Genomic DNA, 13197 nt, shown 5'->3' with positions numbered 1-13197 from the left:
TGGCGACAAGACAAAACGGGCACCCTCGGGTGCCCGTTTGCATTGGAAGGCGTGAAACGTGCCGCGCGTGACGCGTTCGCGCGGCCTACGCGGGCTGTTGCGTGTCGTGCCGGCCGAACCACGACGGCACGAGCGCGACCGCATCATCGAGCGATGCGAGCACGTGCAGGCTCAGTGCGACGATTTCAGGCGTCGGCGCCTTCAGGTCGGGCACGGTGACGACCGATGCGCCCGCGCCGGCGGCCGACTGCGCGCCGAAGTCGCTGTCCTCGAACGCAACGCACTCGTGCGCCGGCACGCCGAGGCGTTCGGCCGCGAGCCGGTAGACGGCCGGGTCGGGCTTGCCGCGCGCGACTTCGTCGCCGCCCGCGATCGCGCGGAAGAACGGCAGCACGCCGACCGCGTCGAGCCGCGCACGGATCACGTCGCACGCGGACGACGACGCGACCGCGCACGGAATGCCGGCCTGCGCGAGCGCGTCGAGCAGCGCGAACGCGCCGGGCTTCAGCGGAAACTTCGGATGCGGTTCGGGCGCCGCGAGCTGTTCGCGCACGCGGACGCGTACGGCATCGAACGTATCGGCGTTGCCGATCAGCCGCGCCAGGATGACCTGGCCTTCGGCGAACGAGCGGCCGACGATCTGCAGATAGTCGGTGGCGGTCAGCGCGACACCGTGCGTATTCGACACGTCGATCCACGTGTTCATGATGGTCCGCTCGGAATCGACGAGCAGGCCGTCCATGTCGAAGAGCGCGGCGGAAAAGGTCATCGGCGGCATCCGGGAAGCGGGGAAGTCGATGGGCGGCGCGCCGGCCGCCCGAATGAAAAACGGACGCCGAAGGCGTCCGTCCGGGACAGCGGGCTTACTGGCCGAGCGCGGCGCGGGCAGCCTTGGCCGCCGCGCGCACCTGGTCGGGCGCGGTGCCGCCCGGGTGGTTGCGGCTGGCAACCGAACCCTCGAGCGTCAGGTAGCCGAACACGTCGTCGCCGATCAGGTGCGCGACGTTCGGCAGTTCCTGCTTCATTTCGTCGAGCGTCAGGTCGGCCAGATCGATGCCGCGGTCGTCGCAGATCCGTACCGCGAGCGCGACGGCTTCGTGTGCATCGCGGAACGGCAGGCCGCGCTTCACGAGGTAGTCGGCGAGGTCGGTGGCGGTCGAGAAACCCTGCAGTGCGGCCGCGCGCATCGCGTCCGGCTTCACGGTGATGCCGGCGACCATTTCGGCGAAGATCCGCAGCGTGTCGGCGACGGTGTCGACCGTGTCGAACAGCGGTTCCTTGTCTTCCTGGTTGTCCTTGTTGTACGCGAGCGGCTGGCCCTTCATCAGCGTGAGGAGCGCCATCAGGTGGCCGTTCACGCGGCCCGTCTTGCCGCGCGCGAGTTCGGGCACGTCCGGGTTCTTCTTCTGCGGCATGATCGAGCTGCCGGTGCAGAAGCGATCGGCGAGGTCGATGAAGCCGACGCGCGGGCTCATCCACAGCACGAGTTCTTCGGAGAAACGCGACACGTGCGTCATCACGAGCGCGGAGGCGGCCGTGAATTCGATCGCGAAGTCGCGATCGGATACCGCGTCGAGCGAGTTCGCGCAGATGCCGTCGAAGCCGAGCGTCTTCGCGACCGCATGACGGTCGATCGGGTAGCTCGTGCCCGCGAGCGCGGCTGCGCCGAGCGGCAGGCGGTTCACGCGCGTACGGCAGTCGCGCATGCGCTCCGCGTCGCGCGAGAACATCTCGACGTACGCGAGCAGGTGATGGCCGAACGTGACGGGCTGTGCGACCTGCAGGTGCGTGAAGCCCGGCATGATCGTGCCGGCGTTGTGTTCCGCGAGGTCGATCAGCGCGCCGCGCAGGTCGGTCAGCAGGCCGCCGATGCGGTCGATCTCGCCGCGCAGCCACAGGCGGATGTCGGTCGCGACCTGGTCGTTGCGCGAGCGGCCCGTGTGCAGGCGCTTGCCGGCATCGCCGATCAGCGCGGTCAGGCGCGCCTCGATGTTCAGGTGGACGTCTTCCAGGTCGAGCTGCCATTCGAATTCGCCGCGCTCGATCTCGCCCTTGATCTGCGCCATCCCGCGTTCGATCGCGGCCAGGTCGTCGGCGCTGATGATCTTCTGCGCGGCGAGCATGTTCGCGTGCGCGAGCGAGCCGGCGATGTCGACGAGCGCGAGGCGCTTGTCGAAAAACACCGACGACGTGTAGCGCTTGACCAGCTCCGACATCGGTTCCGAGAAGCGGGCCGACCAGGCCTCGCCCTTTTTGTGCAGTTGGGACGTCATGGCGATTCTTCGAAGGGGAGTTGGGCGGCGTGCGCCGCCGAAGGAATCCCGCGATTCTAACATTCGCGGGCCCGCCCGCCGCGGCGCGCAGCCGTTCGCGGCGGCCCGCCGGCCCGCTAGTCGCGCACGAGCACGACCAGCTTCAGGTCCTCGCGGTGCGCGGGCTTCAGCGTGATCTGCTGGTACACGAGGCGGCCGTCGGCCGGATGGTCGAATTCGCGCAGGCCGCCTTCGCGTTCGAACACGTCCTGCGACGCCCAGTACTGCGCGAACGCGTCGCTGCCGGCGGTCAGCGCGTCGATCAGCGCGCGCGTGGGCGCGTCGGCCAGATGGCGGATCGAATCGGCGCGGAATTCGGCCGCGAGCCGCCGCGCGCGGGTGTCCCAGTCGACGATCAGCGTGCGCGCGGCCGGCGACATGAACGTGAAGCGCAGCAGGTTGCGGTCGTGCTCGCCGTCGAGCCAGCCGGAAAAAAGCGCGGCGGCCGGCGCGTTCCACGCGAGCGCGTTCCATTGCCGGTCGAGCACGTACGCGGGCGTCGCGATAGCCGCGACGGTCGCGGCGAGCGTCGGCGGCAGGTCGCCGCCCGCGACGTCGGGCTCGGCCGGGTCGCGCTGCGCGGCCAGCTCGAACAGGTACGCGCGCTCGGCCTTCGACAGCTGCAGCGCGATGGCGATCCGCGCGAGCGCGTCGGCCGACGCCGACACGGGGCGGCCCTGTTCGATCCACGTGTACCAGGTCGGGCTGACGCCGCACAGTTGCGCGACTTCCTCGCGCCGCAGCCCCGGCGTGCGGCGGCGCGGGCCGGGCGGCAGGCCGACTGCCTGCGGCGACAGCCGCTCGCGGTGGGCGCGGATGAATTCGCCGAGCGCGCGGGCGGGCGTGGCGTCGAGCGGCGGGGTGGGGGCGGAGGACGGGTGGTTCATGCGGAAACGGCGAAGTGGGAGCGAGGACGCGGCAAGGATCAAACGGGTGTAACGAATACCAGAATAACTGCTTAACTTGTACTGGTACAAACGCAGGCCTATTGTAGCGGCTCGCGCGCTGACAGGCAGCGGGCGTCCCACAAAACAAATGGAGTGTGCGATGAAACACCACGATCAGGTCGCCGACGCATTCGGCACGACGGCCGCCGCCTATCTGACGAGCACGGTCCATGCGACGGGCGCCGATCTGCAGACGCTCGCCGACGCGGTACGCGCGACGCCCGATGCCGCGGTGCTCGATCTCGGCTGCGGCGCCGGCCACGCGAGCTTCGCGGTCGCGCCGCACGTACGCGACGTGGTCGCGTACGATCTCGCCGCGCCGATGCTCGCGACCGTCGATGCGGCCGCGCGCGAGCGCGGGCTCGCGAACATTCGTACGCAACAGGGCCCGGCCGAGCGGCTGCCGTTCGATACGGCGACGTTCGACTGGATCGTGAGCCGGATGAGCGCGCATCACTGGCACGACCTGCGCGCGGCGCTCGCCGAGGTGCGCCGCGTGCTGAAACCGGGCGGCCGCGTGCTGATGATCGACATCGCGGGCAACGACCATCCGCTCCTCGACACGTACCTGCAGGCCGCGGAGGTGCTGCGCGACGCGTCGCACGTGCGCGACTACCGCGCGGACGAATGGCTCGCGATGTTCCGCGAGGCCGGTTTCGACGCGCACGTGCACAGCCGCTGGCGGCTGCCGATCGATTTCGACACGTGGGTCGCGCGCATCCGCACGCCGGCCGACAGCGTCGCCGGCATTCGTGCACTGTGGGCGCATGCGCCCGACGAGGTGCGCGGCTACTACGCTGTGCGGCCCGACGGTTCGTTCGAGCACGACGCGCTGCTGATCGACGCGCACTGACCGGGCGGCGCGGCATGTCGTTGCCGTTGCGCCGCCCGATGAAAAAAGCCGCGATACGCACCGTGGGTACGGTGGCGTATCGCGGCTTTCGCGATGCCGGCCGGCGCGGAACGGGCCCGCGCCGCATGCGGATCAGCCCGTGTTGCGCAGGCCGGCTGCGATCCCGTTGATCGTCAGGTGAATCCCGCGGCGTAGCCGCGCGTTCGTGTCGCCCGCGCGGTGGCGCTTGATCAGCTCGACCTGCAGGTGGTTCAGCGGATCGAGATACGGGAAACGGTTCTTGATCGACCGCGCGAGCAGCGGGTTGGTCGAGAGGCGGCCTTCGTGCCCGGTGATTTCCGCCAGTGCCTGCGACGTGCGCTCCCATTCCCCGACGATCCGCTCGAACACGTGCTTGCGCAGCTTGCGGTCGGCGACGAGCTGCGCGTAGCGCGACGCGACCGCGAGATCGGTCTTCGCGAGCACCATGTCCATGTTCGACAGCAGGTTCGCGAAGAACGGCCAGGTCTTGTTCATCTTCTTCAGCAGCGCGACGCGCTTGGTGCGCTCGGCGTCGTCCCGCGCGCCGTCGAGATACGCACTCACCGCGCTGCCGAAACCGTACCAGCCCGTCAGCAGCAGCCGGCACTGGCCCCATGAGAAGCCCCACGGAATCGCGCGCAGATCCTCGATCTTGCGCTGCTTCGGATCCTGCAGCTTGCGCGATGCCGGGCGGCTGCCGATGTTCAGCTCGGCGATCTCGGTGATCGGCGTCGACGAGAAGAAGTAGTCGGTGAAGCCGGGCGTTTCGTAGACGAGCGCGCGGTACGCGGCCATTGCCGAGTCGGACAGCGTCTGCATCGCGGCCTCGAACGCGGGCAGTTGCGCGGGGGCGTTCGACTGCGGCAGCAGCGATGCCTCGAGCGTCGCGGCGACGACCGTCTCGAGGTTGCGCCGGCCGATCTCGGGGTTCGCGAACTTGCTCGCGATCACCTCGCCCTGTTCGGTCAGGCGGATCTGGCCGTTCACGGTGCCCGGCGGCTGCGACAGGATCGCCTGGTAGGTCGGGCCGCCGCCGCGGCCGACCGTGCCGCCGCGGCCGTGGAACAGCCGCAGCGTGATCTTGCGGTCGCGGAACAGGTCGACGAGCGCGAGTTCCGCGCGATACAGCTCCCAGTTCGACGTGAGGAAGCCGCCGTCCTTGTTGCTGTCCGAATAGCCGAGCATCACTTCCTGCTCGGCGCCCTGGTGCGCGATCAGCGCATCGACGCCCGGCAGCGCGAAGTACTCGCGCATGATGCGCGACGCGTCGCGCAGGTCGGGGATCGTCTCGAACAGCGGGATCACCATCAGGCTGTTTTTCGCGTTGCCGCCGGGCACGCCGAGCGCGCCGTCGAGCAGGCCCGTCTCCTTCTGCAGCAGCAGCACTTCGACGAGGTCGCTGACGGTTTCCGTATGCGAGATGATGTAGTTGCGCACCGCGCGCGCGCCGAATTGCGCGCGCACGTCGCGCGCCTTCTCGAACACGCCGAGCTCGCTCTGCGCGAGCGCCGAGTATTCGATGTACGGCGAGCGCAGCGGGCGCGGATCGGCGAGCGCGGCGAGCAGCACGCGCAGCTTGTCTTCCTCGGCGAGCGCCGCGTAGTCGGCCTCGACGCCCGCGCGCGCGAACAGCTCGGCGACCACGGCTTCATGGATGTCGGAGCTCTGGCGCAGGTCGATGCTCGCGAGATGGAAGCCGAACACTTCGGCCGCGCGCACGAGCGGCGCGAGGCGCGGCGCGGCGAGCGACGTGCCGTGGTGTTCGTCGAGCGACGCGGTCAGCACCTTCAGGTCGGCGACGAACGCTTCGGAATCCGCATACGGGATCGCGCGCACGGGCGGCGCGCCGCGGCCCGCGCTGCGCACCGGCACCGTGCCTTCGCCGACGCGCACGCGCGCGCTCGCGGCGAGCCGCGTGTAGATGCCGATCAGCGCGCGGCGATACGGTTCGTCGACGCGGTGCGGCGACTGGTCGGGCGATGCCGCCGCGAGCGCCTTCACGGCGTCGTTCGCGCCGACGAGCAGGTTCGACACCGACAGTTCGGCGCCGAGCTTGTGCACCTGTTCCAGATAGTGCTCGAGGATCACCGCGGCCTGGCGGTTGATCGCCTCGTCGAGCGTCGGCGCTGTCACGTTCGGGTTGCCGTCGCGATCGCCGCCGATCCAGCTGCCCATCTGGAAGAACGCGGGCACGCGCGCGGACAGGCCGTGCTCGGCGAGCGCAGCTTCGATGTCGCCGTACAGCGCGGGCAGCTCGTCGAGGAACGTCGCGCGGTAGTACGACAGCGCGTTCTCGATCTCGTCGCCGACCGTCAGGCGCGAGTCGCGCAGCATGCGCGTCTGCCACAGCGCGGTCACGCGTGCGCGCAGCATCGCTTCGTTGTGCTGGCGCTCGCGCGCGGTCAGCTCCTGGTCGCGCTCGGCGAGCAGGCGCGCGATGTCGTGCTGCGCGTCGAGAATGCTCTTGCGCTGCACTTCGGTCGGGTGCGCGGTCAGCACGGGCACGATCAGCGCATCGTCGAAGAAGCGCTGCAGCAGGCGTTTCGACGCGTTGCCGGTCGTTTTCAGCTGTTCGAGCGCGTACGCGACCGTGCCGGGCTGCGACGCGGAGCCGGCCAGCGCGTGGATGCGGCGGCGGCGATTGTGGTGCCGGTCTTCCGCGATGTTCGCGAGATGCGAGAAATAGCTGAAGGCGCGCACGACGCTCACCGTCTGCTCCGGCGTCAGCTTGCGCAGCTTCTTCTCGAGCGTCTGCGCGGCTTCGCTGTCGTCCTCGCGGCGGAACTTGACCGCGGTCTGGCGGATCGTCTCGACGACGTCGAACACGGTGTCGCCTTCCTGCTCGCGCACGACGTCGCCGAGCAGGCGGCCGAGGAAGCGGATGTCCTCGAACAGCGGACCGTCCTTGTCCTCGCGCGTGCGCGTGCCGGACTTCGGCGCGCCGGCCGGGCGGGCGGCGGTGCGGGCAATCGGGCCGGCGGCTTTCGTCGTGCGTTTTGTCTGACGTATCGGGTCTTTCGGTTTCGTTGCCGTTTTCGCACGGCCGTTCGCGGCGGTGGCGACGGTGCCCGTCGGGGCGTCGGAGGAGGACAGGGCAGCATTGCGGCGCGCCGTGCGCGCCGATCCGGAAGACTTCACGATGGGTTTCCTTGGGAAAGCTCGAGTCAAAAGGAACTGCGAAAACTGCGGGAACTGCGGTCAAGCAACCAGCTACGTGCGGCACATCCGCACATCGGCGCCGCGACCCGCGCAGGGGCCGGTCCGGCGCAGGCTCCGGGCCCGGGCGGGCCGGGGCGTGCGTGCTACCATTGTTCGATCTTCAATCCCGTCCTTCGATGTCCCAGCAATGAATTCCGAGACCCTTGCGGCCGGGCCGCAACAGGCACAGCCGCCCGCGACATTGACGATTGCTTCGCGCGAGAGCCGCCTGGCGATGTGGCAAGCCGAACATGTGCGTGATGCGCTGCGCAAATTATATCCAGCTTGTGACGTGAAAATCCTCGGGATGACGACCCGTGGCGACCAGATTCTCGATCGCACGCTGTCGAAGGTCGGCGGCAAGGGCCTGTTCGTGAAGGAACTGGAGAGCGCGCTGGCCGACGGCCGCGCCGATCTCGCCGTGCATTCGCTGAAGGACGTGCCGATGGCGCTGCCCGACGGCTTCTCGCTCGCCGCGATCATGGAGCGCGAGGATCCGCGCGACGCGTTCGTGTCGAACGACTACGCGTCGCTCGACGCACTGCCGGCCGGCGCGGTCGTCGGCACGTCGAGCTTGCGCCGCGAAGCGATGCTGCGCGCGCGCTATCCGCACCTCGACGTGCTGCCGCTGCGCGGCAACCTCGACACGCGCCTTGCGAAGCTCGACCGCGGCGATTACGCGGCGATCATCCTTGCGGCCGCCGGCCTGAAGCGCCTCGGCCTCGAAGCGCGGATCCGCGCGCTGCTCGACGTCGAGGCGAGCCCGCCCGCGGCCGGGCAGGGCGCGCTCGGCATCGAGATCGCAGCGCACCGCGACGACGTCGCCGCATGGCTCGCACCGCTGCACGACCGGCAGACCGCGCTCGCGGTCGAGGCCGAGCGGATGGTGTCGCGCGCGCTCGGCGGCAGCTGCGAGGTGCCGCTCGCCGCGCACGCGGTGTGGCGCGCGGGCGAACTGTACCTGACGGGCCGCGTGTCGACGACCGACGGCAAGCGCGTGCTGACGGCCGAGGAGTGCGGCGCCGTCGTGACCGTCGCCGATGCGCTCGCGCTCGGCCGCGCCGTGTCCGACGAGCTCGAGGCGCAAGGCGCGCTCGACATCGTCCGGGCGCTGCTCGCGGGCTCGCAGGCCGGCAAGGGCGACGCCTGATGGCGGGCGGCGCGCGCGCGTTCACCGCGGTCCTGACACGCCCGGACGGCCAGTCGGACGCGCTCGCGTCGCAACTGGCCGAGGCCGGCTGCGACGTGCTCGAATTCCCGCTGATCGACATTGCACCGATCGACGATCCGGCGCCGCTCGACGCCGCGTTCGCGGCGCTCGCCGACTACGCGCTCGTGATTTTCGTGTCGCCGAACGCGATCGACCGCGCGCTTGCGCAGTACGGCGCGATCTGGCCGAACGCGCTGCCGGTTGGCGTGGTCGGGCCCGGCAGCGTCGCGGCGCTCGAGCGTCACGGCATCGCGGCGCCCGCGCATCGCGTGATCGCGCCGCAGGCGCCGGCCGACGGCGGCGTGCCGCATTACGATTCCGAAAGCCTGTTCGTGTGCATCGAGGCTGCGTTCGGCGGCGCGCAGGCACTGGCCGGCAAACGCGTGCTGATCGTGCGCGGCGACGGCGGGCGCGAATGGCTCGCCGACCGGCTGCGCGAGGCCGGCGCGGACGTCACGCTCGTCGCCGCGTACCGGCGCGTCGTGCCCGAGCCGCGCATCGGTGCGTGGGAGCGCGTGCACGTGCTGCTCGGCGGTGAACCGCATGCGTGGCTCGTCACGAGCTCGGAAGGCGTGCGCAACCTGCACGAACTCGCGCGGGCGCACCTGAACGACGCGGAGATCGACGCACTGAAGCATGCGCCGCTCGTGACGCCGCATCCGCGGATCGAGCAGACCGCGCGCGCATTGGGTTTTGATAGGATTACGCTGACCGGCGCGGGCGATGAGCGCATCGTCCGCGCGTTTCGAACGATGGCCGACGAGGCCGTCCAACCGGCGACAGCCGCACCGGTGACTAAACGCATGACAGATACCAACGATTCCAAAAGCGTCGCTTCCCAGCCGGCCGCGGCCTCCGCACCGCCGTCCCGCCCTCCTTACATGGCGTCCGAACCGCCCGCGCGCCGCGGCGGCAGCGCGGTGCTGTGGTTCGTCGTCGTCGTGCTCGGCTGCGCGGCGGGTGTCGGTGGCTATGCGCTGAACCGCAAGATCGACCGGCTCGACGGCACGTTCGTCACGCGCCAGAAGGCGCTCGACGCGCAGACGGCCGAGACGCGCCTGAAGACCGAACAGGCGCTCGCGAGCACGCACCAGGTCGACACGCAGCTCGCGCAGCTCGACGGCAAGCTCGCCGACGCGCAGAGCGCGCAGCAGGCGCTGCAGCAGCAATACCAGGACCTGTCGCGCAACCGCGATGCGTGGATGCTCGAGGAAGTCGACCAGATGCTGTCGAGCGCGAGCCAGCAGCTTCAGCTGACGGGTAACACGCAGCTCGCGCTGATCGCGCTGCAGAATGCCGACGCGCGTCTCGCGACATCGCAGAGCGCACAGGCCGTCACGGTGCGCAAGGCGCTCGCGCTGGACATCGAGAAGCTGAAGGCCGCGCCGGCGGCCGATCTCACGGGCCTCGCGATCAAGCTCGACGACGCGATCGGCAAGATCGACGCACTGCCGCTCTCCGGCGAAGCGATCGTGCCGCACGCGGCGCCGAAGGCCGCGCCGGTCGACGCCGCGTCGTCGGCCGTGGCCGGCGAGCCGCGCTGGAAGGTGTGGTGGCACGACTTCTCGGCCGGTCTCGGCCAGCAGCTGAAGGGTCTCGTGCAGGTGCGCCGGATCGACAACGCGGACGCGATGCTCGCGTCGCCCGACCAGGGATACTTCGTGCGCGAGAACGTGAAACTGCGCCTGCTCACCGCGCGGCTGTCGCTGCTCGCGCGCAACGACAGTGCGATGAAGGCCGACCTGCACGCCGCGCAGGCGTCGCTCGGGAAGTATTTCGATCAGGCGTCGAAGGACACGCAGACCGTCGAGGATCTGCTCAAGCAGGTTGACGGCGCATCGCTGACGGTCGCGGTGCCGAACCTGAACACGAGCCTGAACGCCGTTCAGCAGTTCAAGAGCCGGGGGTAACGATGACGCTTCGAGGAATCGTCTGGCTCGCGGTCCTGTTCGCGATCGCCGCGGCGCTCGCCACCGTCGGCCGTTTCGACGCGGGGCAGGTGCTGCTCGTCTATCCGCCGTACCGGATCGACGTGTCGCTGAACCTGTTCGTGATCGCCGTCGTCGTGCTGTTTATCGTCATGTACGCGCTGCTGCGCATCGTGCGCAACATCTGGCGCATGCCGCAGCGGGTCGCCGCGTATCGCGCGCGTTCGCGCAACCAGAAGGCGCAGGCGTCGCTGCGCGACGCGATCGCGAACCTGTACGCGGGCCGCTTCTCGCGCGCGGAGAAGGCCGCGCGTGAAGCGCTGTCGGTCGACGCGAACCAGGGCGCGGCGAGTCTGGTCGCGGCCACCGCCGCGCACCGGATGCACGAGTACACGCGCCGCGACGACTGGCTGTCGAAGGTCGACGCGCCCGAATGGCAGGACGCACGTTTGCTCGCCGCGGCCGACATGCGCGCGGACGCACGCGATGCCGACGGTGCGCTCGCCGCGCTGGCCGACTTGCAGGCGGGCGGCAAGCGCATCCATGCGCAGCAGGTCGCACTGCGTGCGCAGCAGCAGTTAAAGAACTGGACCGAGGTGCTGAAGCTCACGAAGGCGCTCGAGAAGCGCGAGGCGCTGCATCCGGCCGCGGCCGTGCGGCTGCGCCAGCAGGCCGCGGAAAACCTGCTGCGCGAACGCCGGCACGACCCGGACGCGCTGCTCGAGGTGTGGCAGTCGCTGTCGCCGATCGAGCGCCAGTCGCCGCGTCTTGCCGATCTCGCGGCCGATCTGCTCGTGTCGCTCGAGCGCCGCAACGAAGCGCGCCGCATCGTCGAGGACGCGCTCGCGCACAACTGGGACGCGCGCCTGCTGCGCCGTTACCCGGACACGGCCGGCGCCGATGCGCTGCCGCTGATCCAGAAGGCGGAAGGGTGGAAGAAGGATCACCCGGAAGATGCCGACCTGCTGTTCGCGCTCGGCCGCCTCTGCCAGCAGCAGCAGCTGTGGGGCAAGGCGCAGTCGTTCCTTGAATCGGCACTGAAGCTGGCCGACAACGAGGCGCTGAAGGTGCGTGCGCATCGCGCGCTCGCGCGCCTGTTCGAGCATCTCGGCGAAACCGACAAGGCCGCGAAGCACTACCGCGAAAGCGCGCTCGCGATCACCGTGGTCTGACGCGGGCCGAGGCCGCCTGCCGCAGGCGGCCCGCAGCACTGCGCAACATGCCCCGAACGCCAATCGGCTTTCGGGGCATTTTTTTGGCTGTTGCGAGCCGGCCCGGCTGCGCTATGCGCCGAGCCTGCGCAGCAGGTCGTCCTCGCTCGTGACGAACCACGCCGATTTGCCGCGATTGGCCTCGCGCACGAGCGCGCGCTGCGTCACTTGTCGACCAGTTGCTTCGGCACCGACAGCGCGAGCAGCCCGCCGAGCACGAGGAACCCCGCGAGCATGTACATGCCCGCATCGTTGGCGCCCGTCGCCTGCTTGAGCCAGCCCATCAGGTACGGGCTCAGGAAGCCCGCGAGGTTGCCGATCGAGTTGATCATCGCGATGCCGGCCGCGGCCGCCGCACCGCCGAGGAACGCGGTCGGCAGGCTCCAGAACAGCGGCAGCGTCGTCAGGATGCCGATCGTCGCGAGCGTGAGGCCGAGCATCGCGAGCGCGGTCTGGTGTGCCCAGATCACCGACAGCACGAGCCCGAGCGCGCCGATCGCGGCCGGAATCGCGAGGTGCCAGCGGCGCTCGCGGCGCTTGTCCGCGCTGCGCGCGATCAGGATCATCGCGACCACCGCGGCCGCATACGGAATCGCCGACAGCAGGCCAATCATGAACGTGTCGGTGACGCCCGTCGCCTTGATGATCGTCGGCAGCCAGAAGCCGACGCCGTAGAGCCCCATCACGAACGAGAAGTAGATCAGCGCCATCAGGAATACGCGCGGGCTTGCCAGCACGGTGCCGAGCGGCAGGTCTTCCTTCGTCGCTTCCTCCGCGTCGACGTTGCGCGCGAGCAGCGCTTTTTCGTCGTCGGTGAGCCAGGTCGCGCTCGCGATCCGGTCGTCGAGCTTGAGAAACACGAGTACGCCGGCCAGCACCGACGGGATGCCTTCGAGCAGGAACAGCCATTGCCAGCCGTGCCATCCGCTCACGCCGTTGAACGCCTTCAGGATGAAGCCCGAGATCGGGCCACCGATCACGCCGGACAACGCGACCGCCGTCATGAAGAAGGTCGTCATCCGACCGCGCCGGTGCGCGGGATACCAGTAGGTGAGGTAGAGGATCACGCCGGGGAAGAAGCCCGCTTCGGCGACGCCGAGCAGGAAGCGCATCACGTAGAACATCGCGGGCGTCGTGACGAACATCGTCAGGATCGAGATCACGCCCCAGGTCGCCATGATCCGAGCGATCCACACGCGCGCGCCGACCTTGTGCAGGATGATGTTGCTCGGCACCTCGAACAGGAAATAGCCGAAGAAGAAGATCCCGGCGCCGAGCCCGTAGACGGTATCGCTGAGGTTCAGGTCGCTCGCCATCTGCAGCTTCGCGAAGCCGACGTTCACGCGGTCGAGATACGCGACCACGTAGCACAGCAGCAGGAGCGGCGTGAGCCGCCACGACACCTTGCGATAGGTTGCTTCCTCGAATGCGCCGGACGAGCCCGGCAGCGACTGCGTCGATGTTGCCATGTTGTCTCCTGTCCTTATAGTTGGCCGGAGTCGGCGCATCGGTGCCCG

General features: G+C 69.5%; 9 protein-coding genes. 4 read left to right on the top strand and 5 right to left on the bottom strand.

Going from position 1 to position 13197, the window contains the following annotated elements:
• Positions 1 to 85: 85 nt before the first annotated feature.
• The 3 genes from CUJ89_RS13615 to CUJ89_RS13605 form a co-directional block, all read right to left on the bottom strand.
• On the bottom strand, positions 86 to 769 hold the full coding sequence (locus CUJ89_RS13615; RefSeq protein ID WP_114178610.1) for an HAD family hydrolase: 684 nt from the start codon (positions 767 to 769) through the stop codon (positions 86 to 88).
• A 94-nt stretch (positions 770 to 863) separates the two neighbouring features.
• Positions 864 to 2273, bottom strand: a complete 1410-nt coding sequence (gene argH, locus CUJ89_RS13610) for an argininosuccinate lyase (protein WP_114177775.1) — start codon at positions 2271 to 2273, stop codon at positions 864 to 866.
• Positions 2274 to 2389: 116 nt separating this feature from the next.
• The gene (locus CUJ89_RS13605) at positions 2390 to 3199 is read right to left on the bottom strand and encodes a helix-turn-helix transcriptional regulator (protein WP_114177774.1); all 810 of its coding nucleotides are present in this window, start codon (positions 3197 to 3199) and stop codon (positions 2390 to 2392) included.
• Positions 3200 to 3359: 160 nt separating this feature from the next.
• On the opposite strand from CUJ89_RS13605, the gene CUJ89_RS13600 reads away from it, so the two are divergent.
• Entirely contained in the window at positions 3360 to 4112 is a 753-nt protein-coding gene (locus CUJ89_RS13600) for a class I SAM-dependent methyltransferase (RefSeq protein WP_114177773.1), read from the top strand.
• 132 nt (positions 4113 to 4244) lie between these two features.
• Here the strand turns inward: CUJ89_RS13600 and ppc are convergent, their stop codons facing one another.
• The gene (ppc, locus tag CUJ89_RS13595; RefSeq protein ID WP_114177772.1) at positions 4245 to 7271 is read right to left on the bottom strand and encodes a phosphoenolpyruvate carboxylase; all 3027 of its coding nucleotides are present in this window, start codon (positions 7269 to 7271) and stop codon (positions 4245 to 4247) included.
• Between the two features lie 208 nt (positions 7272 to 7479).
• Between ppc and hemC the strand changes: the two genes are divergently transcribed.
• The 3 genes from hemC to CUJ89_RS13580 are packed head-to-tail and all read left to right on the top strand — an operon-like array spanning position 7480 to position 11641.
• A complete protein-coding gene (hemC, locus tag CUJ89_RS13590) occupies positions 7480 to 8481 on the top strand; it encodes a hydroxymethylbilane synthase (RefSeq protein ID WP_114177771.1) in 1002 nt (333 codons plus the stop codon).
• Complete coding sequence (gene hemDX, locus CUJ89_RS13585; protein ID WP_114177770.1) at positions 8481 to 10451, top strand: fused uroporphyrinogen-III synthase HemD/membrane protein HemX; 1971 nt, start codon at positions 8481 to 8483, stop codon at positions 10449 to 10451. Before hemC ends, hemDX begins: the two co-directional genes overlap by 1 nt.
• A 2-nt stretch (positions 10452 to 10453) precedes the next feature.
• The gene (locus CUJ89_RS13580) at positions 10454 to 11641 is read left to right on the top strand and encodes a heme biosynthesis protein HemY (protein WP_114177769.1); all 1188 of its coding nucleotides are present in this window, start codon (positions 10454 to 10456) and stop codon (positions 11639 to 11641) included.
• Between the two features lie 203 nt (positions 11642 to 11844).
• Here CUJ89_RS13580 and CUJ89_RS13570 read toward each other — a convergent pair whose 3' ends face one another.
• The gene (locus CUJ89_RS13570) at positions 11845 to 13149 is read right to left on the bottom strand and encodes an MFS transporter (protein WP_114177768.1); all 1305 of its coding nucleotides are present in this window, start codon (positions 13147 to 13149) and stop codon (positions 11845 to 11847) included.
• Positions 13150 to 13197 lie beyond the last annotated feature (48 nt).

The sequence above is a fragment of the Burkholderia pyrrocinia genome, assembly GCF_003330765.1.
Taxonomy (GTDB): domain Bacteria; phylum Pseudomonadota; class Gammaproteobacteria; order Burkholderiales; family Burkholderiaceae; genus Burkholderia; species Burkholderia pyrrocinia_B.
This window is presented reverse-complemented; position numbering and strand designations above follow the sequence as displayed.